The organism is Roseateles sp., from assembly GCF_039595295.1.
In the GTDB taxonomy this organism is placed as follows: domain Bacteria; phylum Pseudomonadota; class Gammaproteobacteria; order Burkholderiales; family Burkholderiaceae_C; genus Roseateles.
The window spans coordinates 1-22351 of record NZ_JBCNLU010000033.1; the positions used below are offsets into that span (position 1 = coordinate 1).

Annotated in this window: 25 protein-coding genes and 1 tRNA gene; 11 read left to right on the plus strand and 15 right to left on the minus strand. The window is 68.7% G+C overall.

Annotated elements, in window-relative coordinates; all coding sequences use genetic code 11:
- The first annotated feature begins 326 nt into the window (after positions 1-326).
- The 4 genes from modA (at position 327) to ABDW59_RS19350 (ending at position 4206) form a co-directional block, all read left to right on the plus strand.
- The gene (gene modA, locus ABDW59_RS19335) at positions 327-1079 is read left to right on the plus strand and encodes a molybdate ABC transporter substrate-binding protein (RefSeq protein ID WP_343632123.1); all 753 of its coding nucleotides are present in this window, start codon (positions 327-329) and stop codon (positions 1077-1079) included.
- 48 nt (positions 1080-1127) lie between these two features.
- The gene (gene modB, locus ABDW59_RS19340; RefSeq protein WP_343632125.1) at positions 1128-1796 is read left to right on the plus strand and encodes a molybdate ABC transporter permease subunit; all 669 of its coding nucleotides are present in this window, start codon (positions 1128-1130) and stop codon (positions 1794-1796) included.
- Positions 1793-2461 carry an ATP-binding cassette domain-containing protein gene (locus ABDW59_RS19345; RefSeq protein WP_343632127.1) on the plus strand — a complete coding sequence of 223 codons (669 nt, stop codon included), beginning with the start codon at positions 1793-1795 and terminating at the stop codon, positions 2459-2461. The genes modB and ABDW59_RS19345 overlap by 4 nt, the downstream gene beginning before the upstream one ends.
- Positions 2462-2664: 203 nt before the next feature.
- On the plus strand, positions 2665-4206 hold the full coding sequence (locus ABDW59_RS19350) for a methyl-accepting chemotaxis protein (protein ID WP_343632129.1): 1542 nt from the start codon (positions 2665-2667) through the stop codon (positions 4204-4206).
- Here ABDW59_RS19350 and ABDW59_RS19355 read toward each other — a convergent pair.
- Together ABDW59_RS19355 and ABDW59_RS19360 are read right to left on the minus strand one after the other, a co-directional pair.
- Positions 4193-5215 carry an NAD-dependent epimerase/dehydratase family protein gene (locus ABDW59_RS19355; protein WP_343632131.1) on the minus strand — a complete coding sequence of 341 codons (1023 nt, stop codon included), beginning with the start codon at positions 5213-5215 and terminating at the stop codon, positions 4193-4195. The genes ABDW59_RS19350 and ABDW59_RS19355 overlap by 14 nt on opposite strands.
- Before the next feature lie 136 nt (positions 5216-5351).
- Positions 5352-5426: transfer RNA gene (locus ABDW59_RS19360), tRNA-Arg, on the minus strand.
- Positions 5427-5707: 281 nt separating this feature from the next.
- On the opposite strand from ABDW59_RS19360, the gene ABDW59_RS19365 reads away from it, so the two are divergent.
- Entirely contained in the window at positions 5708-6298 is a 591-nt protein-coding gene (locus ABDW59_RS19365; protein ID WP_343632133.1) for a c-type cytochrome, read from the plus strand.
- 70 nt (positions 6299-6368) lie between these two features.
- Here the strand turns inward: ABDW59_RS19365 and ABDW59_RS19370 are convergent, their stop codons facing one another.
- The 9 genes from ABDW59_RS19370 to ABDW59_RS19410 all read right to left on the minus strand — a co-directional run bounded on the left by ABDW59_RS19370 (position 6369) and on the right by ABDW59_RS19410 (position 13676).
- Positions 6369-6908 (minus strand): DUF2946 family protein, encoded by a 540-nt coding sequence (locus ABDW59_RS19370; RefSeq protein WP_343632135.1) that lies wholly within the window; start codon positions 6906-6908, stop codon positions 6369-6371.
- A 40-nt stretch (positions 6909-6948) separates the two neighbouring features.
- Positions 6949-7947 (minus strand): alpha/beta fold hydrolase, encoded by a 999-nt coding sequence (locus tag ABDW59_RS19375; RefSeq protein WP_343632137.1) that lies wholly within the window; start codon positions 7945-7947, stop codon positions 6949-6951.
- An 11-nt stretch (positions 7948-7958) separates the two neighbouring features.
- A complete protein-coding gene (locus ABDW59_RS19380; protein WP_343632140.1) occupies positions 7959-8420 on the minus strand; it encodes a nuclear transport factor 2 family protein in 462 nt (153 codons plus the stop codon).
- Between the two features lie 10 nt (positions 8421-8430).
- Positions 8431-8649: a zinc-finger domain-containing protein gene (locus ABDW59_RS19385; RefSeq protein WP_343632142.1), complete on the minus strand. Its 219-nt coding sequence runs from the start codon at positions 8647-8649 to the stop codon at positions 8431-8433.
- Positions 8650-8691: 42 nt separating this feature from the next.
- Positions 8692-9615, minus strand: a complete 924-nt coding sequence (locus tag ABDW59_RS19390; protein WP_343632144.1) for a branched-chain amino acid transaminase — start codon at positions 9613-9615, stop codon at positions 8692-8694.
- A gap of 54 nt (positions 9616-9669) precedes the next feature.
- Complete coding sequence (locus tag ABDW59_RS19395; protein WP_343632146.1) at positions 9670-10056, minus strand: hypothetical protein; 387 nt, start codon at positions 10054-10056, stop codon at positions 9670-9672.
- The gene (locus ABDW59_RS19400) at positions 10053-10448 is read right to left on the minus strand and encodes an antibiotic biosynthesis monooxygenase (RefSeq protein ID WP_343632216.1); all 396 of its coding nucleotides are present in this window, start codon (positions 10446-10448) and stop codon (positions 10053-10055) included. The genes ABDW59_RS19395 and ABDW59_RS19400 overlap by 4 nt, the downstream gene beginning before the upstream one ends.
- Positions 10449-10625: 177 nt before the next feature.
- Complete coding sequence (radA, locus tag ABDW59_RS19405) at positions 10626-11984, minus strand: DNA repair protein RadA (protein WP_343632148.1); 1359 nt, start codon at positions 11982-11984, stop codon at positions 10626-10628.
- 222 nt (positions 11985-12206) lie between these two features.
- Positions 12207-13676, minus strand: a complete 1470-nt coding sequence (locus ABDW59_RS19410) for a sodium:solute symporter (protein WP_343632150.1) — start codon at positions 13674-13676, stop codon at positions 12207-12209.
- A 160-nt stretch (positions 13677-13836) separates the two neighbouring features.
- Here ABDW59_RS19410 and ABDW59_RS19415 point away from each other — a divergent pair, with 160 nt between their 5' ends.
- The 4 genes from ABDW59_RS19415 to ABDW59_RS19430 all read left to right on the plus strand — a co-directional run bounded on the left by ABDW59_RS19415 (position 13837) and on the right by ABDW59_RS19430 (position 16322).
- Positions 13837-14466: a LysE family transporter gene (locus tag ABDW59_RS19415; RefSeq protein ID WP_343632152.1), complete on the plus strand. Its 630-nt coding sequence runs from the start codon at positions 13837-13839 to the stop codon at positions 14464-14466.
- Positions 14467-14586: 120 nt separating this feature from the next.
- Positions 14587-15492: a DMT family transporter gene (locus ABDW59_RS19420; RefSeq protein ID WP_343632154.1), complete on the plus strand. Its 906-nt coding sequence runs from the start codon at positions 14587-14589 to the stop codon at positions 15490-15492.
- A gap of 124 nt (positions 15493-15616) precedes the next feature.
- A complete protein-coding gene (locus ABDW59_RS19425) occupies positions 15617-15913 on the plus strand; it encodes a type II toxin-antitoxin system MqsR family toxin (RefSeq protein WP_343632156.1) in 297 nt (98 codons plus the stop codon).
- Position 15914: 1 nt separating this feature from the next.
- Complete coding sequence (locus tag ABDW59_RS19430) at positions 15915-16322, plus strand: type II toxin-antitoxin system MqsA family antitoxin (RefSeq protein WP_343632158.1); 408 nt, start codon at positions 15915-15917, stop codon at positions 16320-16322.
- Positions 16323-16340: 18 nt separating this feature from the next.
- On the opposite strand, the gene ABDW59_RS19435 is transcribed toward ABDW59_RS19430, so the two are convergent.
- From ABDW59_RS19435 to alr, 3 genes are read right to left on the minus strand one after another with little or no spacing between them, the layout of a single operon-like run.
- Complete coding sequence (locus tag ABDW59_RS19435; RefSeq protein ID WP_343632159.1) at positions 16341-17108, minus strand: hypothetical protein; 768 nt, start codon at positions 17106-17108, stop codon at positions 16341-16343.
- A 9-nt stretch (positions 17109-17117) separates the two neighbouring features.
- Positions 17118-17522 carry an alternative ribosome rescue aminoacyl-tRNA hydrolase ArfB gene (arfB, locus tag ABDW59_RS19440; RefSeq protein ID WP_343632161.1) on the minus strand — a complete coding sequence of 135 codons (405 nt, stop codon included), beginning with the start codon at positions 17520-17522 and terminating at the stop codon, positions 17118-17120.
- 50 nt (positions 17523-17572) lie between these two features.
- Positions 17573-18676 (minus strand): alanine racemase, encoded by a 1104-nt coding sequence (alr, locus tag ABDW59_RS19445; RefSeq protein WP_343632163.1) that lies wholly within the window; start codon positions 18674-18676, stop codon positions 17573-17575.
- Positions 18677-18906: 230 nt separating this feature from the next.
- Here alr and lplT point away from each other — a divergent pair, with 230 nt between their 5' ends.
- The gene (lplT, locus tag ABDW59_RS19450) at positions 18907-20184 is read left to right on the plus strand and encodes a lysophospholipid transporter LplT (protein WP_343632165.1); all 1278 of its coding nucleotides are present in this window, start codon (positions 18907-18909) and stop codon (positions 20182-20184) included.
- Positions 20185-20248: 64 nt separating this feature from the next.
- On the opposite strand, the gene ABDW59_RS19455 is transcribed toward lplT, so the two are convergent.
- Positions 20249-21190: a hypothetical protein gene (locus ABDW59_RS19455; protein WP_343632167.1), complete on the minus strand. Its 942-nt coding sequence runs from the start codon at positions 21188-21190 to the stop codon at positions 20249-20251.
- A gap of 232 nt (positions 21191-21422) precedes the next feature.
- On the opposite strand from ABDW59_RS19455, the gene ABDW59_RS19460 reads away from it, so the two are divergent.
- The gene (locus tag ABDW59_RS19460) at positions 21423-22283 is read left to right on the plus strand and encodes a DMT family transporter (RefSeq protein ID WP_343632169.1); all 861 of its coding nucleotides are present in this window, start codon (positions 21423-21425) and stop codon (positions 22281-22283) included.
- Positions 22284-22351 lie beyond the last annotated feature (68 nt).

The window sequence follows — 22351 nt, forward strand, 5'->3', positions numbered from 1 at the left end:
GGGGAGGGGCTGGGGACGGCCCCGGAAGACCCTCTCCCCCGCCCTCTCCCGCAAGCGGGAGAGGGGGCAAGACAAGCGCTCCGGGAAGCGGGCAAGGGGACAAGACAGGCGCTCCGGGAAGCGGGCAAGGGGGCAAGACAGGCGCTCTGGCAAGCGGGCGAGGGGCAAGACAAGCGCTGGTGACTCCCTCTCCCGCTTGCGGGAGAGGGCAGGGGAGAGGGTCTTCGGGCTCTCCCCCGCCGACCCCACGCAATATCCTGATATATATTGCGAGCCTCCTTAACCGCCACCCTACCGAGGGCTCTGCCATGCGCTGGACTGGACCGATGACTGTTGCCCGTCGTGGCGCCGTGCTGACCCTGGCCCTGATGGCGGCTGGCTTCGCGCATGCCGCCGACGTGACGGTCTCCGCCGCCGCGAGCCTGACGAACGCGTTCAAGGAACTGACCCCCGCCTTCGAATCCGCCCATCCCGGCACCAGGCTGCAGTTCAACTTCGCCGCTTCCGATGCCTTGCTCGCGCAGATTGCCAAGGGCGCGCCGGTGGACGTGTTCGCCTCCGCCGACCAAGAGACGATGGACAAGGCCCAGCAGCAGAATTTGCTGGTCGACGGCACCCGCCGCAACTTCGTCAGCAATGCGCTGGTGGTGATCACCCCGGCCGAGGGCGGCCAATCGCTGAAGGCCTTGGCGGACCTGCAGCAGCCGCAGGTCAAGCGCGTCGCCATTGGCAAACCCGAGGGCGTGCCCGCTGGCCGCTACGCCAAGAGCGTGCTGGAGAAGGCCAAGCTCTGGACCGCGATCGAGCCCAAGGCCGTCTTCGCGCAGAACGTGCGCCAAGCGCTGGACTACGTCTCGCGCGGCGAGGCCGATGCGGGCTTCGTCTACGCCACCGATGCCTTCGTCCTGAAGGACAAGGTCAAGATCCTCTTCAGCGTCCCCACCGAGTCCCCGATCTCCTACCCGATCGCGGTCGTCAACGGCGGTCAGAACGCCGCCGGCGGCAAGCAGTTCCTGGCCTTCGTCGCGTCGCCGGCGGGTCAGGCCGTGCTGGCCAAGTACGGCTTCCAGAAGCCCTGAGCGGCCGACGGTCCGAACGGCAGACTGAACGACGGAACGGCCCCCCACGTGGACCAAGCCTGGATCGCGCTGGCGCTGTCGCTGAAGGTCGCGGGTTGGGCAACCGCGCTCAACCTGGTGCTCGGCGTCGGCTGCGGGTATGTGCTCGCGCGCTGGCGCTTCCCGGGGCGCGAGTTGCTGGATGCGGTGCTCACGCTGCCCATGGTTCTGCCGCCGACGGTGCTGGGTTACTACCTGCTGGTGGTGATCGGCAAGCGCGGCTGGCTGGGCGCCTGGCTGTGGGAGTACTTCCGGATCAATCTGATCTTCACTTGGCAGGGCGCGGTCATCGCCGCGACCATCGTCGCCTTTCCGCTGGTGATGAAGTCGGCCCGCGCGGCCTTCGAGGGCGTCGATCCGCAGCTCGAGCGCGCCGGTCGCGTGCTGGGTCTGGGCGAGTGGGCGCTGTTCTTCCGCGTGACGCTGCCCATGGCCTGGCGCGGCGTGCTGGCCGGCGTGCTGCTGGCTTTCGCTCGCGCGCTCGGTGAGTTCGGCGCGACGCTGATGGTGGCGGGCAGCATCCCAGGCAAGACCCAGACGCTCTCCGTCGCCGTCTACGAAGCCGTGCAGGCCGGCCAGGACGACACCGCGAACCTGCTGGTGCTGATCGTGTCGGTGACCTGCGTGGTGGTGCTGCTGGTCGCCGGCCGGCTGGCGGGACCCAGGAGCCGCGCATGAGCTTCGACGTCCGTATCCGCAAGCGCGTCCACGGCGGCGATCGCAGCTTCGAGCTGGCGATCGCGTTCTCCACCGACGCGCGCCGCACGGTCATCCACGGGCCCTCGGGCGCCGGCAAGACGCTGACGCTGCAAGCCGTCGCCGGTCTGCTCAGGCCGGACGAGGGCAGCATCCTGGTCGATGGCCAGCCGGTCTTCGACAAGGCCGCGGGCGTGGACGTCCCGGCGCGTGATCGGCGGCTGGGCTATCTGTTCCAGGACTACGCGCTGTTCCCGCATCTGACGGTGCGGCAGAACATCGCCTTCGGCCTGAAGCGCGGCTGGCTGAATCCCTCGCGTCGCGAGGGCGGCGAGCCGGTGGAACGCTGGCTGCGCGCCTTCGAGCTGGAGCACGTGGCGAGCCAGCGGCCGCATGAGCTCTCGGGCGGGCAGCGGCAGCGCACGGCGCTGGCGAGGGCCCTGGTCAACGAGCCGCGCGCCCTCCTGCTCGACGAACCCTTCTCGGCGCTGGACCCCGAACTGCGCGGGCGCATGCGGGCCGAACTGGATGCGCTGCTGGATCGCATCGGGATTCCGATGCTGATGATCACGCACGACCCGGAAGACGTGGAGCGATTCGGGGACAAGCGGATCCGATTGAGCGAGGGCGGCGTCGAGTCGGCCTAGGACTCGCCTGAGCGGCGTCGGCATCCGACCCGCTCCCCCGTGAGCAATGCACGCAATCGCGTGGCGCCTCTGCCACGACCGGCGCCGTACGTCATTTCCGCACTGGTGACGTGCCCCGTACGGGTGCAACATCGCCCGGCTGTCGGCGCCCGAAACTCCCTCCCCGGGCCGGCGGTCGAGGAGTTGTCCCTATGTTGTCCGCCATGACCTCCAACCGGTCCATCGGCCAGCGCCTCGGGCTCGTCCAAGCCCTGGTCCTGGTCATCGCGCTGATCGGCTCGGCGCTGGGTTACTGGGGCCTGAGCCGCGTCGCGGCCCAGACCCAGGCGATGTACGAGGATTCGATCGTCACCGAGCGCGTCGCCTCCGACTGGTATCGCAACGTCTTCAATGGCGCCACCCGCACGACGGCCATCGCGGCCAGCGCGGATCCCAATCTGGCGACCTTCTTCGCCGATCAGATCGCCGAGTCGACCAAGACCTCCAGCGGCCTGCAGGAGAAGCTGGACAAGCTGCTCACCACGCCCGACGAGCGCGCCAACTTCGAGAAGGTCAGCGCCCTGCGCAAGGAGTACCTGCGCGTGCGCGACGCCATCACCGCCGCCAAGAAGTCCGGCGACGGCGACCGCGCCAAACAGATCTTCGACGCCGAGTTCAAGACCGCGTCGACCCACTACCTGGACGCGATCCGCGTGGTGCTGCAACAGCAGCGCGATCAGCTCGATGCGTCGATGAAGGCGCTCGCCGGCACCAGCCAGAACGCTCGCATCGCGCTGGTGGTCTTCGGCGTGGTGGCGCTGGTCGTCGGCGTCGCGATGGCCGTGTGGCTGACGCGCTCGATCACGCGGCCGCTGCATCAGGCCGCCGAAGTCGCCGACGCCATCGCGCGCTTCGACCTGACGCATCGCATCGACACCGGCGCCGCGGATGAGACCGGCCAGCTGCTGCGCTCGCTCGACGGCATGCAGAGCGCCTTGCTGCGGCTGATCGGCGATGTGCGCGGCTCCACCGACAGCATCGGCACGGCGAGCGCGGAGATCGCGACCGGCAACATGGATCTGTCGGCGCGCACCGAGCAGACGGCGTCCAACTTGCAGGAGGCGGCCGCGTCGCTGACGCAGCTCACCGGCACCGTGCGCCAGACCGCGGACGCGGCGACGACGGCGAATCAGCTCGTCAGCTCCGCCGCCGAGACCGCGCAGCGCGGCGGCGCGGTGATGGGCCAGGTGGTGAGCACGATGGGCGAGATCAGCGACAGCTCGCGCCGCATCGCCGACATCATCGGCACCATCGACGGCATCGCCTTCCAGACCAACATCCTGGCGCTGAATGCCGCCGTGGAAGCGGCCCGAGCCGGCGAGCAGGGCCGCGGCTTCGCCGTGGAGGCGGGCGAGGTGCGCTCGCTGGCGCAGCGCAGCGCGCAGGCCGCCAAGGAGATCAAGCACCTGATCGCCACCAGCGTGGAGCGCGTGGAATCAGGCTCTCGTCTGGTGACCGATGCCGGCAGCACGATGGGCGACATCGTCAACAGCGTGCAGCGCGTGACCGACATCATTGCCGAGATCCGCGCCGCGTCGCAGGAGCAGAGCGACGGCATCAGCCAGGTGAATGCGGCGGTGGGCCACCTCGACCAGATGACGCAGCAGAACGCGGCGCTGGTGGAGGAGGCGGCCTCCGCGGCGGAGAGCCTGAAGGATCAGTCCAAACGGCTGTCCTCGGCGATCGCGGTGTTCAAGCTGGCTTGACGCCAGCGCCTGTGCCGATACCCGCGCCAACACCTCCGCGGAAAGCCGCGAGGCATTCGGCCTCGCGCTGCGGCGTGATCGTCGCCACGAGCTTCGCGCCGTCCCAGTCCGCTTCGCGCGGCGCGCGGGACCAGGCCAGGGTGTCGGTGATCGTGGCCGTCATCGGCCGCGTCGTCAGGCCGGCGGCGAACGCGCGTGAGCAGTCGGCGAGCAGCATGCCGCCGTACTCGGGGTCGCTTTCCGGCAGCCACAGCGGCAGGCCGGTCCACGGCGCGACGTCGAGCGCGAGCAGCGTCTCGTCTGGGATCCAGCTGAAGCGCGCATCGCTGTCCGGAGATGCCGCCGCGCAGGCGTCGAGCAGCTCGCGCATCGGCAGACGATGGCCGATGGCGTTGAAGGCGCCGACGGCGCGTGACTCCGCCAAGGCCACGCAGAAGTCCGCGAGATCGCGCACGTCGATGAACTGGATGGGGCGTTCGGGCCGGCCCGGCGCGAGCACCTCGCCACCGCGCGCGACTCGGTCCGGCCAATAGGTGAACCGGCCGGTCGGATCATGCGGGCCGACGATCAGCCCGGGCCGCACCAGCGTGTGGCGATCGGGCAGGGCCCGGGCCAGCGCCTCTTCCGAGCGGGCCTTGAGCGCGCCATAGCCTTCATCGCCGGTGGCGAGCGCGGTCGACTCGTCGTAGACCTTGCCCGGGATGAAGCGCCCGTAGGCCGAGATCGACGACACGAACACCACATGCGGCGCGCCGGTGTCGAGCGCGGCGAGCGAGCGCTCGATCTGCGCGGGCGTGAACCCGCTGCAGTCGATGACGGCGTCGAATTCGCGACCTCGAAGGGCGCTCATGTCGGCGTCGCGATCCCCGATGAGCCGTTCAACCTCGGGGAAGAGATCGCGGCCATGACGGCCGCGATTCAGCATCGTGACGGTGTGTCCGCGCGACAGCGCGGCGGCAATGACGTGGCGACCGAGGAAGACGGTGCCGCCGAGGATGAGGAGGTGCATGAGGATCGATTCTGATCGCGGATGTCGACCCGGCGAGCGTGCCGGACCTCATGGGGCGGACCCGTGGACGGAGTGCTTGGCCTGACCCCAAAGACGAAGCCGGCTGCCCTTCACAGGACAGCCGGCTTCTGGCGTTTGGTGCGACCGGCAAGAATCGAACTTGCGACTAAGCCTTCGGAGGGCCCAATGATATCCACTTCACCACGGTCGCGATGAGCCGCACATTCTAGCCTTGTTCCGCGGCCCCCCGCCAGATTGGCGCCCGCACCACCCCCGCTTCCTTCGAAAAGCGGTCCCGGATCAAGGCTTCCGGGCCTCGCCCGAACACGTTGTCGTCTTGCTTCCACCTTGACGAAAGCCCCAGGGTGGGGCGGAGGACCGCTGGCTATACTGCGCCGATTTGCTGTTCCCCCTGTCTGCGCACGAGGGCCGGATCTTCCAGGAAGGGCCTCCCGCCGACTTGAGTCTGCTGTCGACATCCAAGAGGAATTCATGAGCGGAACCCAGGATCACGCCCACGCCCAGGACACGCACCACGACGCCCATGAGGGGCCCATCAAGACCCCCAAGCAACTCGTCGTCGCCGTTCTCTTCGCCTTCATCGTCCCGATCCTGATCATCATCATGCTGGCCAATTACGTGTCCAGCCAGATGAAGGAAGGAGCCGGCGGCTCCGGCCTCGAGGAACAAGCCGTCGCCGCCCGCATCCAGCGCGTGGGCAGCGTCGACCTCAAGGACGCCAACGCCCCCGTCGTCCTCAAGACCGGCGAGCAGGTCTTCCAGGCCCAGTGCGCCGCTTGCCATGCCGGCGGCCTGATGGGCGCGCCCAAGTTCGGCGACGAAGGCGCCTGGGGCCCGCGCGTGAAGACGGGCTTCGACACGCTGGTGCACTCCGCCCTCAAGGGCAAGGGCGCCATGCCCCCGCAAAGCGGCGGCGAGAACAGCGATTTCGAGATCACCCGCGCCGTCGTCTACATGGCCAACCATGGCGGCGCGAAGTTCGACGAGCCCAAGGCGCCCGCCGCCCCGGCCTCCGGTGCCGCTTCCGGCGCGGAAGCGCCCGCCTCCGGCGCCTCGCAGTAAGCCGCGCGGTCGTCCGCATGAAGAAAGCCGACCTGCGGGTCGGCTTTTTCGTTTCCGGGTGCGGGCGGGGTCAGTGCTTGCCCGGCGACGCCTTCGGGTCCTGAGGATCGAGCTGCACGCCATGCCGCTCGATCAGCTCGGCATGCGTGGCGTTCGACAGCGGCCAGCGACCCGCCTCGATCGCATCCGCTGCCGGCCCCATGTCCTGCGTGTGGACCAAGCCCAACCCCAGGTCGGTTTCCAGGAAGAGCCGATCCTGCTCGTCCAGCACCGCGCCCGAGACCTGCGCCTCTCGCCCGGTGTGGCTGAGCACGCGGCCGTCCGGCTGCAGACGCCAGATCCAGGGCGCGAGCTCCAGCTGCAGATAGACCCGCTGCGGGCCGTTCTGGAAGAACCAGGCGCCGTGCTCGTCCGCCGCGTAGTTGCGGTGGATGAAGCCGATCAGCTTGTCGTGGACGATGCGGCTGCCCTTCACGCGTGGAAACGGGCCGGCCGCCTGGATGCGCTCGTCGCGCATGTACCAGTCGCCGCGCGCGTCCAGCGCCAGCCAGCCGTAGCAGTGCGGCACGTTGGGCCACTTCTTCAGCGCCGCTTCGACGATCGCATCCATTCGCCTGCTCCTGTGCTGTCTCTGCTGTCTCTGCCGCCGCTCACAAGTGCTGCGCGAGCCAATCGGCGACGCGCTCCGGCATGGTCCGCACATGGCCCGGGGGGCGCCCGGACGGGAAGCCCACATGCCCGCCATGGCGTGGTTGCCACAGCGTCACATGAGCGCCGACATGGCTCTGCTCCGGCAAGCTGTGCGCCGGCACGAACGGGTCGTTGCGCGCGTTCAGCAGCAGCGCCGGCACGCGGATCCGCGCCAGATGCGGCTTGGCCGAGGCCCGCAGCCAGTAATCGTCGGCATCCCGGAAGCCGTGCAGCGGCGCGGTGAAGATGTCGTCGAACTCATAGAGATTGCGCACCCGCATCAGCCGCTCCCGATCGAAGAGCCCGGGATGCTGCTTCAGCTTGTGCAGCGCCTTGGGCATCATCGTGCGCAGGAACATGCGCGTGTAGACCAGGTAGTTGAATCCCTTGCCGATCGCATGGCCGGCCGCCGTCAGGTCCAGCGGCGAGCAGATCGAGCACACGGCCCGCACCGTCTCGGTTGCGCTGTCCCCGGCTTCCTCGGCCCAGCGCATCAGCGCGTTGCCGCCCAGCGAGACACCCGCCGCGATGAGCGGCCCCCGATGCGCGACGCGTAGCTGGTCCAGCATCCAGCCGATCTCGATGTAATCGCCCGAGTGATAGGCGCGCGGCGCGAGATTGATCTCGCCCGAGCAGCCGCGGAAGTAGGGCATCGCGAAAGCCCAGCCACGCGCGCGCGCGACGGCGGCGAAGGCCTGAACGTACTGGCTGTCGACCGAGCCCTCCAGCCCGTGGAAGAGCACCAGCATCGGCCGTTCGATCGCTTGGCCATCCGTCGCGGCGGACGGTGGGAGTTTGGGGTCGTCGAGGAACTCCACGTCGACGAAATCGCCATCCGGCGTAGGCCAGCGCTCGCGGCGGAAGGCCGGGGCGTCGCCTTCGAAGCGCCGTGCGAAGAGCGCGGGCCAGATCGTCTGGGCATGGCCTCCCGGCAACCAGCGGGGAGCCTGGTACTGCATGCGGAGACCTTTCAGTGCAGCGTCGTCGGCGCCCCCACGGACACGACCGACAACTCCTGCTTCACATCCTGCGAGGTGCCCGGGCTGGCATGGTGCGCGACCATGCGCCAACCCAGCGCCGTCTTCAGATACACGTTGGTCGCGACCACCCAGGCGCTCTGCGTGCCGTCCTCGTCGGTGATCTCGACGCGCTCGAGCACCTGATGGATGGCCGTGTCGCCGGACACGAGCCGGCGCTGGCATTCGGGGTGCACCGGGACCGCGCCGCGGGCGAAGATCTGCTCGAAGCTGGCCCGGATCGCCGCGGCGCCGACGACGCGCGGTCCGCCCGGATGGACGCAGCAGACCTCGTCCTCGTCGCCCCAGACGGCCATCAGCCGTTCCAGGTCGCCGGCCTGCAAGGCCTCGTAGAACTGCGCTTCGGTGTCCTCGGGCGAGGCCAGCAGCAGGGCGGTCTGAGGCTTGCGGACCATGGCGTCGTCCTCAATGGCCGGAAGGGAGGACCTCGCCGGCCTTGAGCTTGTACACCGTGCCGCAGTAGGGGCAGGCGCCTTCGCCGGCGTGGCTCAGGTCGATGTAGACGCGCGGGTGGTTGCTCCACAGCGGCATCTTGGGATTGGGGCAGAAGACCACGCCGGGACCTTGCAGGTCCCGGGCGGTGACTTCGACGACGGCCTTGGGCGTGGTGGTGTTGGCGCTCATGATCTTGTTCTCGGGGGCTTGCGATGGGCTTGCTGCGGTCGTTCAGACCAGCGTCAGCCAGTGTTCGTACTTGGGGTTGCGGCCGTTGACGATGTCGAAGAAGGCCGACTGGATCTTCTCGGTGATCGGGCCGCGGCTGCCGGCGCCGATCTCGATGCGGTCCAGCTCGCGGATGGGCGTGACTTCGGCGGCGGTGCCGGTGAAGAAGGCCTCGTCGCAGATGTAGACCTCGTCGCGGGTGATGCGCTTCTCGACCAGCTTCAGGCCCAGGTCCTGGCAGATCGCGAAGATGGTGTTGCGGGTGATCCCGTTCAGCGCGCCGGCCGACAGGTCAGGCGTGTAGACCACGCCGTTCTTGATGATGAAGAGGTTCTCGCCCGCGCCTTCGGAGACGAAGCCCGAGGCGTCCAGGAGCATGGCCTCGTCGTAGCCGTCCTCGGTCGCTTCCATGTTGGCCAGGATGGAGTTGGTGTAGTTGGACACCGTCTTGGCCTGCGTCATCGTGATGTTGACGTGGTGGCGGGTGTAGCTGCTGGTCTTGACGCGGATGCCGCGCTTCAGGCCTTCTTCACCGAGATAAGCGCCCCAGGCCCAGGCGGCGACCATCAGGTGCACCTTGTTGCCCTTGGGGCTGACGCCCAGCTTCTGCGAGCCGATCCAGGTCAGCGGGCGCAGGTAGCAGCTCTCGAGCTTGTTCTCGCGGACGACGGCGCGCTGCGCCTCCTCGACCTGCTCGATCGAGAAAGGGAGCTTCATGCGCAGGATCTTGGCGCTGTTGAAGAGCCGCTCGGTGTGCTCGCGCAGGCGGAAGATCGCGGTGCCCTTGGGCGTCTGATAAGCGCGCACGCCTTCGAAGGCGCCGCAGCCGTAATGCAGCGTGTGGGTCAGCACGTGGATCTTGGCGTCGCGCCAGTCCACCAGCTCCCCATCCATCCAGATCTTGCCGTCGCGATCGTCGAGAGACATGGCGTGTCCTTTTCTCGGCCGCGCAGACGGCCCGGTGCTGCAAAGTTGTGGATTTTATGCGGCCGGACCTGCGTCCTGCGCGCGGATCAGCGTCCAGCGCACGACCTTGCTGTTCTCCATGACCACGTCCACCGCGTCGCCGCCGGCGTCGGTCCAGCGGTAGGTGCCTTCGCCCGTCTTCACGCCCAGCGAGCCGCACATCTTGACCAGGTCCAGCAGCTTCATCCCCTCGTGCAGACGGGACTGCAACATCAGGGCGCTGGAGACATGGCCCAGCGGCGCGTTCTGGGCCGTGCGCATGACGCGCATCAGCTGCGAAAACTGCAGCAGCAGCGCGAAGACCACGCCCGTCAGGCCCAGGATCGCGCCCTTCCAGCCGAAGAGCAGGGCGCCCACGGCGATGGCGGCGAAGGCGAGGAGGATGCTGAGGCTGCGGTTCATGCGGACGGGGATGGGAGGGGAGGGGAAGGATCGGCCGGACCGTCGGTGCGTTCCCAGCCGTAATGGCGCTCGACCTTGGCGATGCGCAGCTCGTAATGGCGGTACCAGTCGCGCCGGCCCTGGTCGCGCGCCGCGACGTGCTCGGTGACGGCGCGCCAGGCGCGGATGTCCTCCAGCCCGCGCCAGTAGGACACGGTGATGCCCAGCCCGTCCTCGCCGCGGGCGCTCTCCACGCCCAGATAGCCGGGCTGCGCGGCGGCCAGCGCGACCATGCGGTCGGCCATGGCGCCGTAGCCGTCGTCGGGCGCGGCGTCGGTGCGCTGGCTGCAGAAGATCACCGCGTAATACGGCGGCTCATGCGGGAAGTCGACCCGCCCCTGGGGCGAGGCGATCGTCGTGGCGAGGGTCTGGGCGATGACGGGATCGAGGGCGGGATCGAGGGCGTCTGCGGAGCTCATGGCGTGATTCCGTGGCGGCTGGCCATCTGGGGCGGCGGGCGGAGCCGGCATTGTCGTCGCGCGGCCCGGCCGCCGGCTGCGGCGATTGCGGATGCGGAGATCGGCCCGCGCTCACATGCCGCGCAGGATCTCGATGGCGTCCTCGATGCGGGCGACCGCGTGCACGGTCAAGCCCTCGATCGGCTTCTTGGGCGCGTTGGCCTGCGGCACCACGGCGATGGAGAAGCCCAGCTTGGCCGCCTCCTTCAGACGTTCCTGGCCACGAGGCGCGGGGCGGACCTCGCCCGCCAGTCCGACCTCGCCGAAGGCGATGAAGCCCTTGGGCAGCGGCTTGCCGCGCAGCGAGCTCTGGATGGACAGCAGCACCGCCAGGTCGGCCGCCGGCTCGCTGATGCGCACGCCGCCGACGGCGTTGACGAAGACGTCCTGGTCCATGGTCGCGACGCCGGCATGCCGATGCAGCACCGCCAGCAGCATCGCCAGCCGGTCCCGCTCCAGGCCGACCGAGAGCCGCCGCGGACTCGGCCCGCCGCTGTCCACCAGGGCTTGCAGCTCCACCAGCATGGGCCGCGTGCCCTCCAGCGTCACCAGCACGCAGGAGCCGGGCACCGGCTCGCCGTGGGTGGACAGGAAAATGGCGCTCGGGTTGGTGACGCCCTTCAGGCCCTTCTCCGTCATCGCGAAGACACCGATCTCGTTGACCGCGCCGAAGCGGTTCTTGATCGCCCGCACCAGGCGGTAGCTGCTGTGGGTGTCGCCCTCGAAGTAGAGGACGGTGTCGACGATGTGCTCCAGCACGCGCGGACCGGCCAGAGCGCCTTCCTTGGTCACGTGGCCGACCAGCACCATCGCGCAACCGGTGGACTTGGCGGTGCGGGTCAGCTGGGCCGCGCATTCACGGACCTGCGCGACCGAGCCCGGCGCCGAGGACAGCTGCTCCGAGTACAGGGTCTGGATGGAGTCGATGACGCAGAAGTCCGGCTGCTCGACCTCGATGGTCGCGAGGATCTTCTCCAGGCCGATCTCGGCCAGCACGCGGACCTGCGAACCGTCCAGGCCCAGGCGCCGGGAGCGCATCGCGACCTGCGCGCCGGATTCCTCGCCCGTCACGTAGAGCACCTTCATGCGCCGGGACAGGGCCTCGATCGCCTGCAGCAGCAGCGTGGACTTGCCGATGCCCGGGTCGCCGCCGATCAGCACCACGCCGCCGCTGACGATGCCTCCGCCCAGCACCCGGTCCAGCTCCTCCAGCGAGGTCGGGGTGCGGTCGAAGTCGCGCGCCTCGATCTCGGAGAGCGTCGTCACCGGCTGGCTGCGGGCCAGCGCCTGGTAGCGGTTCTTGCCGCCGGCGGGCTCGGCGGCGGTCTCGACCAGCGTGTTCCAGGCGCTGCAGGAGGGGCAGCGGCCCAGCCACTTGGCGCTGGTGGCGCCGCATTCGGAACAGACGTATTGGGTTTTCGGGGAGGCCATGGGGGCGATTGTCGCCGCCCTCATCGGGGTCCACGGCATGGCCCGTACAGCCGCCGGGACCGACGCCGACGCTGTGGACAAAGCTGTTGAGAAGCCTGTGGACCGGCTGTGAGCCGCCTGTGCGGCAGCTGTGCGTCACCTGTGTGCTCCCTGTGCGACTCCGGTGGAAGACCCGACAGAAAGCGGTGGGCAGCCTGTGGATGACCTGGGGGCAGGCTGTGATCAAGCGGCTTTCGCTTGGGGATAAGCGGCCGGCGCGCGCGATCCGGCCCACAGCCCGCCGAAGGTCAGCGCGGCGTTCACCAGCAGCAGCTCCAGGCCCATGCGGTAGTTGCCGAAGAAGGTCGCCTGATGGGCGTCGACGACCCAGCACAGCGCCGGCGCGGCCAGCGCGATCCAGGGCAGCACGCCCGAGCGCAGCGTGCGCCGGGTCAGGATGCCGAAGGCGAACAGCCCCAGCAGCGGCCCGTAGGTGTAGCCGGCCAGCTTCAGGATCAGGTTGACCATGCTGGGGTCGTCCAGCCAGCGGAAGCCCAGGGTCAGCAGCAGGAACAGCGCCGCGTAGCCCAGGTGCACGGTCTTGCGGACGCGGCGCTTGCGGGCCTCGTCCCAGTCCTGGCGTTTCTGCAGGCCGATCAGGTCGATGCAGGTGCTGGAGGTCAGCGCGGTGATGGCGCCGTCGGCGCTGGGGAAGAGCGCCGAGATCAGCGCCACCACGAAGATCAGCTGGACCCAGGCGGGCAGGTGCTCCATCACCACGGCGGGGAAGAGCCGGTCGCCATGCGCCGCGATGCCCTGCTGCGCGGCGTACAGCGACAGCAGTCCGCCGAGGAATAGGAAGAGCAGCACAACGACGGTCATGATGGTCGCCATCACCATCATGTTTTTCTGGGCGTCGCCCAGGCGCTTGACCGAGATGTTCTTCTGCATCATTTCCTGGTCCAGCCCGGTCATCGCCACGGCGATGGCGGCGCCGGCCAGGAACTGCTTGGCCCAGTGGGACGAGCTCATCGGATCGGTGACGAAGACCTTGGCCAGGCCGGCGGCGCGCATCGCCTGCCAGCCGGATCCCAGGTCGAGGCCCATCGCATGCAGCAGGAAGATCACGCAGATCACCAGCCCGCCCAGCATGCCGGTGGTCTGCAGCGTGTCGGTCCAGACGATGGTCTTGACGCCGCCCTCCAGCGTGTAGAGCAGGATCATGACCAGCACCAGCAAGGCGCTCAGCCAGAAGGGCATGCCGAATTGCGCGAGCACCAGGTCCTGCAGGATGCGGACCACGAGATAGAGCCGGGCGGTCGCGCCCAGGGTGCGGGACAGGATGAAGAAGCCGGCGCCGGTGCGGTGGGCCGCCAGACCGAGCCGATCGCCGAGATAGCGGTAGATGGAGCTGAGCTGCATCCGGTAATACAGCGGCAGCAGCACGAAGGCCACGACCGCGTAGCCGGCGACCTGGCCCAGCATGATCTGGAAGTAGCTGAAGGCGCCGGTGCCGACCGAGCCGGGCACGCTGATGAAAGTGACGCCGGACAGCGAGGTTCCGATCATCCCGAAGGCCACCAGGGCCCAGTGGCTGTTGCGGTTGCCGATGAAGAAGCTGTCGTTGTCGGCGCGGCGTGAGGTCCACCAGGCGACCGCGAGCAGCAGCGCGAAATAGAGGACGACGACGACGAGCAGGACGGTGGCTGACATGGCGCGGGATTATTGGAGCGTCGCCGCCGGGCCGGCATTCCGAATGCGGCGGGGGGCATAACCGCCCGCAAGTCCGATGGACAGGGGCATGGCGTTAACCCTGACCTTCGCCGGCGGCGGGGCGGCGTGCTACAACGGCGGCTCTTCGCAGGAGTCGATCATGGAGTTTTCAGTCTGGCTGGGGTTCTTCGCGGCCTCGTGGGCCATCAGCCTGTCCCCGGGCGCGGGCGCCATCGCGGCGATGAGCGCCGGGCTGAATCACGGCTTCAAGCGCGGCTACTTCATGACCATCGGCCTGATCCTGGGCATCCTGACGCAGATCGTCTTCGTGGGCGCCGGACTGGGCGCGCTGATCGCGGCGTCGGAGCGCGCCTTCGCCGTGGTCAAGTGGGCGGGCGTGGCCTACCTGGTCTATCTGGGCATCCAGCAATGGCGCTCGCCGGCCAAGCCGCTGGTGGCCGAGCAGGCCGAGGGCACGCAAGTCACGCGTCGCCAGCTGGTGATGCGCGGCTGGGGCATCAACGCGGTCAACCCCAAGGGCACGGTCTTTCTGCTGGCGGTGGTGCCGCAGTTCCTGAACCTGCATCAGAGCCTGGGCGCGCAGTACGCCGTCATCGGCGCGACGCTGGCCTTCACCGACGCGGTGGTCATGGCCGGCTACACGGTGCTGGCGGCGCGAGTGCTGCGGGCGCTGCGCTCGGAGTCGCACCTCAAGGCGATGAACCGCGTCTTCGGCTCCCTGTTCGTGGCGGCCGGCGCGCTGCTGGCGACCTTCAAGAAGGCCGCCTGATCCGCGAGCTGCCTGACCGGCGGCTCGCTCAAGATCCCGCTTGATTCCGCGGGCTGCCGATGCGGCGGTCCGATGCCACCGGAGGCCGCCCGACTGGGCGGCTTCTTTGTTTTGCTTGTTATGTCCTCCACTGTTTCCGACCGCTGGCTGTTCTGGGGCCCCACGCTGATCTGGGCCAGCACCTGGCACGTGATCCTGTACCAGCTCGCTTCGGGCGTGCCCGTGCTCAATTCGGTGGGCTGGCGCTTCGGGCTGGCGGCGCTGATGCTGGCGGGGTTCGCGCGCTGGCAGAAGCTGTCGCTGCGGCTGCCGCTGGGGGCGCACGCGCTGATGCTGGCGACAGGCATCGTCCAGTACAGCGGCAACTACTTCTCCGTCTACGAGGCCGAGCGGCACATCCCGACCGGCCTGGTGGCGGTGCTGTTCTGTCTGATGGTCTTCGGCAACGCGCTGTCGGGCCGGGTGTTCTTCGGCCAGCGGGTGACGGCGCGCTTCCTGGGCGCGTCGGTGGGTGCGGTGCTTGGCGTGGTGATGATCTTCTGGCCGGAGATCGCGTCCACCGGCTCGCGCCCGACGGCGGCCTACGGCCTGATGCTGGGCTTGTGCGCGGTGCTGGCCGCCTGCGTCGGCAACGTGCTGACCCTGACGCTGACCCGCCGCGGCCTGGCGCTGGTGCCGGTGCTGGCCTGGAGCATGGGCTACGGCGCGCTGTTCCTGCTGACGACCTCGGTGATGACGGGGCAGGGGCTGAGCTTCGCGTGGACGCCGAGCTACGTGCTGAGCCTGCTGTACCTGGCGGTGCTGGGCTCGGTGGTGGCCTTCGTCCTGTACTTCAAGCTGGCGCAGCGGCAGGGGACGGCGCGGGCGGCGCTCACGGGCGTGGTGATTCCGGTGATCGCGCTGGGGATCTCGGCGCTCTTCGAAGGCTGGCGGCCGACGGTGCTGGCGCTCGCCGGCATGGTGCTGTGCCTGGGGAGCATTTATGTGGCGACGAGGCCCCCTCGCTCCCCCTTAAGCCGGAATTGAGAGGCAGTTTGCGTTCGCGCAAACCGAGCTGCTGACTCTGCGTGAGCTTCCTCCGACGCTTCGTCCTCGACGACGGAGCGCGCCATGTCGGCATTTCCGTCATTAACCAAGTAGGTTAATATTGATGGAAAAGCACACGCCGCATCATCGGCTGGCCGAGGTCAAGGACCTGGTGATTCGCGGACGGGTCCGTCATACGAAGGTGGCCACGCAAGGCGCCCAGGTCATGGGCTTCCGCGTCGCGGACGTCCACCGCGTCGTGTTGGATCTCAGCGCAGCCGATTTCTACAAGAGCATGACCACGTATGGCGACCATCGGGTCTGGCAAGACGTTTACCGGCCTCGAACGCCGAAGGGGCAGGTCTATCTGAAGCTCACTGTGGTCGAGGACCTTCTCGTCGTTTCCTTCAAGGAGTTGTGAAATGAAATGTCCCGTTTGCGGTGCCGCGGAGCTCGTTCAAGACACCCGCGACATGGAGCACCTCTACAAGGGGAATGCCACCGTCATTCCTGATGTCGTCGGAGACTACTGCCCGGCTTGCGATGAATGTCTGATGGAGCCAGCGGAATCGGATCGAGTGATCCGCGCAATGAATGACTTCGAGAAGCAGGTGAATGCCGAAGCTGTCGACCCCTCATTCATCGTGCGAGTCCGCAAGAAGCTCGCTTTGGATCAACGCGAGGCGGCAGCACTGTTCGGGGGTGGCGTCAACGGGTTCTCCAGGTACGAGACTGGGAAGACCCAGCCACCACTGTCCCTGATTCAACTGCTGAGAGTGTTGGATCGGCATCCGAGCCTGCTCGATGAAATCCGCGCCTCTACGCCGTGAGCTCGCGCCCGGTGGCGCTTACTTCACCCACCCAATCTCCACCGCCGTCCCCGCCCCGACGACGGTTTCGCCGAGTCCCCCGGGAATCCGCGCCTGATCCTCGCGCAGCGGGATGCGGCCGGCCATCAGCTCGGCCTGCGACTGCGGCAAGCGCGGCTCGCGGCGCGGGTCGGCGTAGCCCTCGGGGAAGCGCGGCATCAACGAGCCCAGGTCGTACTTGTCCGTCGCGCCGAAGGTGTGAAGGGTCTCGTGCGCGATGACGACCTGGTTGCTCCCCTCCTGCGCGCGCCCGGCGAAGACGTTCACCAGCCCCAGCCGGCCCTTCTCGAGTCCTGTCGAGTGCGGCAACACCGTCCCCGGCACCACCGGGTGATAGAGCAGATACAGGCGCACGTCCGGCTTGGGCGAGCTCGGCGGCGTCTCCCGCCAGGCCCACCAGCGCATGCGCAGGCTCCATGAGATCGCCGACAGCGCGCCCCCGTCCCGCGGCACCGACGGCGGCAGCGCCCGCACCCGGCGCGCCAGCACGAATCGCATCGGCTGCGACAGCGGCAGCCCGAAGCTCGCCGCCTGCTCCCGGAAGTAGGGCTCCAATCCGGCGAAGGCCGATTCGTCGAGCCGGTCCAGATAGGCGTCGGTCGCCGCGTCGCCGCCCGCATTGATCGGATAGAGCGTCACCACCTGCGGCCGCGTCCAGGACTGCGCCTGCCAGCGCGACAGCCAGGTCGTGCCCGCCACCGTCAGCAGAATCATCAGCAGGATCAGGATGCGCAGGTTCTTGAACATGAGACGGGCTCAGACGCGGACCTTGCCGCGCCCCTCCTTGATTTCTCCGCGCTGGGTCTTGGCCTCCAGCCGCCGCCGCTGCGAGCCGTGCGTCGGCTTGGTCGGCCGCCGCTTCTTGGGCACGTGGGCGACGCTCTGCACCAGCGCGATCAGCCGCGCGACCGCGTCGGCGCGGTTCTGCTCCAGGCTGCGCGACTCCTGCGCCTTGATGACGACGACGCCCTCGGAGGTGACGCGCTGATCGCTCAGCGCGAGCAGCCGCTCCTTGATCGCCGCCGGCAGCGTCGAGCGCCGAATGTCGAAGCGCAGGTGAACGGCGTTGCTGACCTTGTTGACGTTCTGCCCGCCCGGTCCGCTGGCGCGGATGGCGGAGATGTCCAGCTCCCAGTCGGCCGGCGTCCAGTCCAGATGCATGGCCGGCGACGTGGCGGCGAGGCGGTATGGAGGGCCTGGACCCGCCGGCCTCAGGCCAGGGCTTCGACGTGCACCGGCACGCGCTTGGTCACCGCGCACATCAGCTCGTAGCCGATCGTGCCGGCGGCCTGCGCCACCTCGTCGATGGACAGCACCGCGCCCTTGGGGCCCTTGCCCCACAGCGTGACCTCGCTGCCGATGCCTTCGCCCGGCAGGTCCGTCAGGTCGACCGCCAGCATGTCCATGGACACGCGGCCGATCGTCGTCGAGCGCGCTCCGCCCACCAGCACCGGCGTGCCGTGGCCCGCATGGCGCGGATAGCCGTCCGCGTAGCCGCAGGCCACCGTGCCGATGCGCATCGCGCGCTGCGCCACGAAGGTACTGCCGTAGCCCACACTGTCGCCTTCCTTCAGATGCTGGACCGCCAGCACCTTGGACCGCAGCGTCATCGTCGGCAACAGATTCCAGTGCGCGATGCCGTGCTCCGGATAGTCCGGCGCGCTGCCGTAGGTCATGATCCCGGAGCGCACCCAGTCTGCCCGCACCGCGGGGTCCTTGGCATGGCGCAGGATGGCCGCGCTGTTGCTCAGCGAGCGCGCGCCCGGCAGGTCGGCCGTGGCCTCCTTGAACACCGCCGTCTGATGCGCGATGCCGCGCGGACCGTCGGCGTCCGAGAAATGCGTCATCAACGAAATCTCGTCCACCTGCGGCAGCGCGTTCAGTCGGGTCCAGGCGCCGCGGAAGGCGCTGGGGGTGAAGCCCAGCCGGTTCATCCCGCTGTTGAGCTTGAGGAAGACCCGATGCGGCTCGTGCGTCTTGTGCATCGCCAGCCAGTCGATCTGCTGTTCCTGATGCACCGCGTGCCAGAGCTTGAGCCGCGAGCACAGCTCCAGATCGCGCGTCTCGAAGCAGCCCTCGAGCAGCAGGATCGGGCCGCGCCAGCCCAGATCGCGGAGGCGCTGCGCCTCGTCCAGATCCAGCAGCGCGAAACCGTCGGCGCTGCGCAGCGCGTCGAACACGCGCTCGATGCCGTGCCCGTAGGCGTTGGCCTTGACAACGGCGAACACTTGCGCATCGGGCGCCAGCTCACGGGCGCGAGCGATGTTGTGGGCCAGCGCGGGCTGGTGGATCAGGGCTTCGATGGGACGCGGCATGGCGCGCATTGTGCCTCCGCCATCGGGCTGCGGATGCTGCGCCGCAGCACGCCGGGTGGGCGCCGGTCGGCTTGCGACACCCCCCGGAAATCGGTGGGAAGTAGCACAAGGACGTAGTTCCGTGAAGGTCTGTTACGAAAACAGGCGCATGCTATAAACCCGCCGCAGCGCTGCCTTCTCCCACCCTGTGGACCCAGCGTGTTCACCGCAGTTCCAGGTATCCCGGGTCGATGAAAAAAGGCTTCTACACCATCATGTCAGCGCAGTTCTTCAGCTCGCTGGCTGATAACGCGCTGTTCGTCGCCGCCGTGGAGTTGCTCCGCACCAGCGGCGCGCCGGAATGGCAGCGTGCCGCCCTGGTGCCGATGTTCGCGCTCTTCTACGTCGTGCTCGCGCCCTTCGTCGGCGCCTTCGCCGACGCGGTCCCCAAAGGGAAGGTCATGTTCATCTCCAACACCATCAAGGTGTTGGGCTGTCTGAGCATGCTGCTGGGGGTGCATCCGCTGATCGCCTACGCGATCGTGGGCCTGGGCGCGGCGGCCTACTCGCCCGCCAAGTACGGCATCCTCACCGAGCTCCTGCCCCCGTCGCAGCTGGTCAAGGCCAACGGCTGGATCGAGGGCCTGACCATCGCCTCCATCATCCTGGGCGCCGTCTTCGGCGGGCAGCTGCTGGGCGACCGCGCCTCGTCCTTCCTGCTGAGCTTCGACGTCCCGCTGATCGACACCGGCATCGACACCGCCCCGCAGGCGGCCATCGCCTTCATGGTGGTGCTGTACTTCATCGCGGCGCTCTTCAACCTGCGCATTCCCCGCACGGACTCGCCGCTGCAGCCCATCTCCCACAGCCCGACCGACCTGGTGCGCGAATTCGCCTCCTGCAACTCGCGTCTGTGGCAGGACAAGCTGGGCCAGATCTCGCTGGGCATGACGACGCTGTTCTGGGGCGTGTCGGGCAACATGCGCTACATCGTCTTCGCCTGGGCGGCGGCCGCGCTGGGCTACGGAACGACCCAGGCCTCGGCGCTGGCGGGCGTGGTGGCGATCGGGACGGCGGTGGGCGCGGTGGTCGCCTCGGTGGCGGTGAAGCTGGACAAGGCCGCCAACGTCATCCCGCTGGGCATCGGCATGGGCCTGCTGATGCTGGTGCTGAACTTCATCAACCAGCTCTGGGTCGCGATCCCGTTCCTGGTGATCCTGGGCGGCATCGGCGGTTACCTGGTGGTGCCGATGAACGCGCTGCTGCAGCACCGCGGGCACAACCTGATGGGCGCCGGCCGCTCCATCGCCGTACAGAACTTCAACGAGCAGGCCTGCATCCTGGGCCTGGGCGCGCTGTACACGATGCTGACGCGATTCGGCACCTCGGCGTTCGGCTCGATCACGATCATGGGCCTGCTGGTGGCGTCGATCATGTGGGTCATCGGACGCTGGCACAAGCACAACCTGCGCGAGCACTCGGAAGAGCTGGAACGCCTGCTGGCCATCGCGCGCAGCGACAAGCACTGATCTCGCGCTCCCCGACGACGACGGCCCCTGATTTCAGGGGCCGTTCTTCATGGGCGCAGGATCCTCAGCGCCGCGCCCGACCCTTCCCGGTGGGCGGCGTATCCACGATCAATCCGCCCGTGCTGAGCACCTGATCGATGTGCTCCGACCAGGCGCGGCCGATCTTCAGGCAGCCGCTGTGGTTGAGGTGGATCTCGTTGTGCCAGTCGCCGCTGATGCCGCTGGCGCCGGGCGTGGCCGAGGCCAGCGGGACCGCGGTCGAGTCGAACACGAACAGTCCCGGGAACTGCTCCTTGTCCGCCATCAGCGCCTTCAACAGCTTGGCCAGGTGCATCACCATCAGCCGGCTGACGGCCGCCCAGTCGGCCGCCGGGATCGCATAGGCCTTGAGCGCCGGATACAGCCAGGGGCCGTGACCGGCGTCCTCGGCACCCGCCGGGCGCGGCATCGGCACCGCGTAGCAGTGCATGAAGACCGGCTTGCCCGCCGACGGGCCCTGATCGCGCAGCGTCAGCAGGTGGCGCAGATTCGCTTTCAGGTACTCGGCGTAGGTGTTCCAGCCGGGCTCGGAGAAATAGCGGCCCACGCCGTCCGACGGCGCGCCCCATTCGGTCTGGCGGCGCAGCAGCCGCAGGTGCAGCGGCACGTCCTGGCCGTCCAGCACCGTCGGGGTCTGGGCCGCCTTGATCAGGTCGTTGCCGCCCACCGAAAGCAGCACGCCGTCCCAGACCGGGGCGTCTGCGGCGGTCAGCAGCTGGACGAAGTCGGGCGCGGATTCCAGCTCCACGACCTTGGACAGGCTTTCGCGCTGACCGGCGCAGTTGATGGCCACCGTGGGCTTGGACAGTACCAGCTCCTGCAGCAGGTTGGCATGCGCGCTGAGCTTGGCCTGGGCGGTGGAGAACCAGGAATCCCCCTGCGCCAGCAGGCGCCAGTGATAGCTCTGCAGATCGGGCCTTGCGGCGGACTGCAAATCCTCGGGGGCGAAACAGGCCAGGTGATCCAAGAGAAGCTCTCCCTATAAACAAGGACTGGACACACGCGGCAGGGTAAGCCGCATGCATGACAGGCGCACGGCGCCCCGATTGGAGGGCAGGGTCAGGCCTTGCGCCATGCTACAAACCCTCGGCACTCTTGGCGACCCCGCGCGAGGCCTGTCCCCCGCGCCTGTCCCCTGCTTTTCCTTCTGTTTCCAGATTCCCTTTCCCCGACGCCGTTCCGACGCCGCCCCGACCCGCATGCCCATCCTCGCCCTGATGCTCAACGCCACGATCTGGGGCCTGTCGTGGTGGCCGTTCCGCCAGTTCGAGTCCGCCGGGATGCACCCGCTGTGGACCACGGTGATCATGTACCTGCTGTCCTGGGTCGTGGTGATGGCGACGCAGCGCGGGGCGATGGCCGAGTGGTGGCGCTCGCCCGGGCTCTGGCTGGTGACCCTGGCCGCGGGCGTGACCAACACCGCGTTCAACTGGGGCGTGGCCACCGGCGATGTGGTGCGGGTGGTGCTGCTCTTCTATCTGATGCCGCTGTGGGCGGTGCTGCTGGCCCGGCTGATCCTCAAGGAGCCGCTGACCGCCATGGCCGGGCTGCGCATCGCGCTGGCGCTGGGCGGCGCGATGGCGGTGCTGGCGCCGGCCGGCGGCGGCTGGCCGGTCCCGTCCTCGCTGCCCGACGCGCTGGGCCTGATCGGCGGCATGACCTTCGCGCTCAACAACGTGATGCTGCGGCGCGAGTCCGCCCGCAGCCCCGGCGCCCGGGCGCTGGCGATGTTCACCGGCGGGGTGCTGGTGGCGGGCGTGTCCGCGGCGAGCATGGCCGGCGTGGGCCTGGCGCCCTGGCCCTGGCTACCGGGCGCGGTCTGGCTGCTGCCGCTGGCGGGCATGGCGCTGCTGTTCTTCATCTCCAACCTGTCGTTGCAATACGGGGCGGCGCGGCTGCCGGCCAACCTCACCGCCGTGGTCATGCTGACCGAGGTGCCGGTGGCGGCGGGCTCGGCGCTGCTGCTGGGCGGCGGCACGCTGGACGGAAAGACCGCGCTGGGCGGCGGGGCGATCCTGGCCGCCGCGCTGCTGGCCGCCCTGGAACACCGCCGCGCCTGAGGAGCGCCGGGCGTCCCACGGACGCCTCGGACGCTCCGGAGGGGACAGGCGATCGACGCCGTGCCGCG